Source organism: Frankia sp. CcWB2 (assembly GCF_977927585.1).
Window position 1 is genome coordinate 2,143 of sequence record NZ_CDWRCM010000282.1, and the last position, 2,773, is coordinate 4,915.

Below are 2,773 nucleotides of genomic sequence, written 5' to 3' on the forward strand. Positions count from 1 at the left end.
AGTCGGCGTGCGCAAGTTCGTCATCATGGGCGTGCAGGGCAGCGGCAAGGGAACCCAGGCGACGATGATGGCCCGGGACTTCGACTTGGTCCACATCAGCGTCGGCGACGTCTTCCGCTGGAACGTGCAGAATCACACCAAACTCGGTGCCCAGGTCAAACGCATCGTGGCGGCCGGTCACCTGGTCGGGGACGATCTCGTCGAGTCAGTGGTGCGCTCCCGGCTGGCCGAGCACGACTGGAACTATGGGTTCATCATCGACGGGTTCCCGCGCAACGCACGGCAGGCCGAGTTCTTCCTGGAGAGCTACGACATCGACGGGGTCATCTACCTCGACCTCCCCGACGACGAGGTCTACCGGCGGGTGCTCGCCCGCCGGTTCTGCTCGCGGTGCGGCCTGGACTACAACCTGATCGCCAGTAGGCCGCAGGTGCCGGACACCTGCGACGTGTGCGGAGCGCCGCTGCTGACCCGGGCCGACGACAACCCGCAGGCGCTGGCCGTCCGCCTGCGGGAGTACCACGAGAAGACCCGACCGGTCATGGAGATCTTCCAGCGCAAGGAGTTCGTGGCCGTCGTGGACGCCAGGCACCCGCCGCGCGAGGTGCAGGCGGAGATCCGCCGGCATTTCGATCTTCCGCAGCTCGATCGCTCGCAGTTCGGTCTTCCGCAGCGGCCGGTCGTGTCCGGGTGAGCCCGGCCGCGATCCCCCGGGGGGCTACTGCTTGGTGAATACCACGGCGACGCCGTCGGTGTTACCGACCCCCGCGGCCCCGATACTCCCGTTGACGCCGTGCCCGTTGAACTGGATGGCTCTGGCGACTCCCGGAATCCCCACATCCGTTGTGATCTTATAGCCGGCGCCAGGCAGGGTCTGCCGGTAGAAGGTGGCCACCCCGTCGCTGGACACCCCGTCCAGCGTCACCGTCGACGTTTTCCCGGTGGTCGTGCCGACCTTCACGGTGGCCCCGGGCGGCACCGGGAAATCGGGGGGGACATTCGTGCCACGCAGGGCATCCGCGCCGCTGACGGCGTCGATCCTTCCCACCCCCGGCAGCGAGGTAGGCAGCGAGGTGGGCAGCCCGCTCGGCAGCGCGGTGGGGATCGACGTCGGCAGGGTCGGTGTGCTGACGGAGGGCGGCACACCGACGTCGTCGGACCCCCCGCAACCGGCGGTCAGCGCGACCATTCCCGCGAGGACCAGCCCCGGAAGCAGCGTCATGGTTCGGCCGGACCGGATCCCTCGGCGTGGTTCGTCAAGGGTGAGGTTCTCCCGCACGGCTGGTCCTCCTGCTCGGTCCGACCGGCGGGACAGGGGTCCCGCGGGCGGACGGTAGATCATCACTGTGGATCTGTCCAGGTGTCTGATTCCCGGATCTTTCGGATCCATGCTGTCGACCTTAGGGGACGTAATGAAGTAACAAATACGTGATCGAGAGCATCATCGCAGGTCACAGGCCTGTGGAGGGTTCGAAGCGCGCAAGTTATTTCATTTCGACTCCTTAGTCGCGGACGGTGCACGCCGCGTGGCGGTGTCGGCTCAGCGTCATTGCCTGCGTGGGGGTGGGCCGTGTGGGGGTGGCCTGCGTGGGGGTGCGGTCGGTGCGTCGCCACCCGGGGGAGCACACCTGAGCATCACGTCGGGTTGGGGGTCGAGATCGTGCGTCGGGGCGGCCGAGCTTTCGGATTTGTGTCATAGGTGAGGTTTGAGGGGTTAGTCGCCGGGTATCCGCACGGCGGATGTTGCTTGCCCTGTTTGTCCGCTTAGTCCTTGGCGGGGTCGATGGCGATGGTCGCCCCGAGGGGGCTGGACGCGAAGGGATGGGCGGGGCGGCACTCCGGTACCAACAACTACCTTCCGTAATCGCAAGAAGGGGATGGGTCGTATGGGGGTGGCGACTACCTGGGGTGTTGGTGCCACTGCTTCCAGCTTCCGCCTTCCTCGGCCGGTGGTGGATCCCCTCGCGGGTGAAGCCCCCTTTCTAGCTGTCGGAATTCCGATTCGGTCCGTTCTGTTACCTTTTTTATCACTGTAAGTGAGGATGTCGATGCGACACGAGTTTCGGTGTGTCCCGTCCCAGTGCGCCGTGATCGGCGCCCGATGCCTGTACGTTCCTTAAGCGTGGCGGTCACCAACAACGCGGTGATCGGTGTGGCCTTGGGCTACATCGAGGCAAACCCGGATGAAGTGGACCTCATGCGGTCCTTGGTCGTGCTGGCTCTGCACGGGCCATCCATCACAGCCCGTAGCACGATGCCGGCCCACGTCACGTGCCGAGCCGCGATCGTGTCCCCGGACTGGCGGGTGCTGGAGATCCTGGAGCCGTCCACCGCGGTCTGGCGGATGCCCGGCGGTCATGTAGATGCCGACGACTCCTCGCTGCTCGGCGCCGCGCTCGGGCTCGCCGCGCGCCGGGCAGGTGTCGAGGCCGACGCGGTGATCCCGGGCGGGATCCTCCCGTTCGACGTGGAGGTCGGAATCGTCGACGCCGCGCCGATCCTCGGTGAACCCGAGCACGTGCACTACGACATGACCTATCTCTTCCACGTCGAGGACCGCAGCCTCGCGGTGCGGGAGAGCGCCACGACGCAGGTTCGGTGGGTGGCGCCCGAGCAGATTTCCGGCCAGCTGGGCGCGAAGCTGACCAGGGCGTTCCAGCAGGCCGGGCTGGTGCGCTGACCGGACCCATGCGGGCCTGATCCAGCCGGGGTGCCGAGCAGCCCTAGGGCCTGTTTGGGAAGTATGTCCCGAGGCTGGCCGTGGATCTGATGG

Annotated in this window: 3 protein-coding genes; 2 read left to right on the forward strand and 1 reads right to left on the reverse strand. The window is 66.8% G+C overall.

Annotated features, from left to right (window positions below; translation table 11 throughout):
• Positions 1–7 precede the first annotated feature (7 nt).
• Positions 8–694, forward strand: coding sequence for an adenylate kinase family protein (locus ACY45C_RS20425; RefSeq protein WP_462189170.1), 687 nt, complete (start codon positions 8–10; stop codon positions 692–694).
• Positions 695–718: 24 nt separating this feature from the next.
• Here the strand turns inward: ACY45C_RS20425 and ACY45C_RS20430 are convergent, their stop codons facing one another.
• Complete coding sequence (locus ACY45C_RS20430) at positions 719–1,279, reverse strand: hypothetical protein (RefSeq protein ID WP_462189168.1); 561 nt, start codon at positions 1,277–1,279, stop codon at positions 719–721.
• 822 nt (positions 1,280–2,101) lie between these two features.
• Here ACY45C_RS20430 and ACY45C_RS20435 point away from each other — a divergent pair.
• Entirely contained in the window at positions 2,102–2,680 is a 579-nt protein-coding gene (locus ACY45C_RS20435; protein ID WP_462189169.1) for an NUDIX hydrolase, read from the forward strand.
• Positions 2,681–2,773 lie beyond the last annotated feature (93 nt).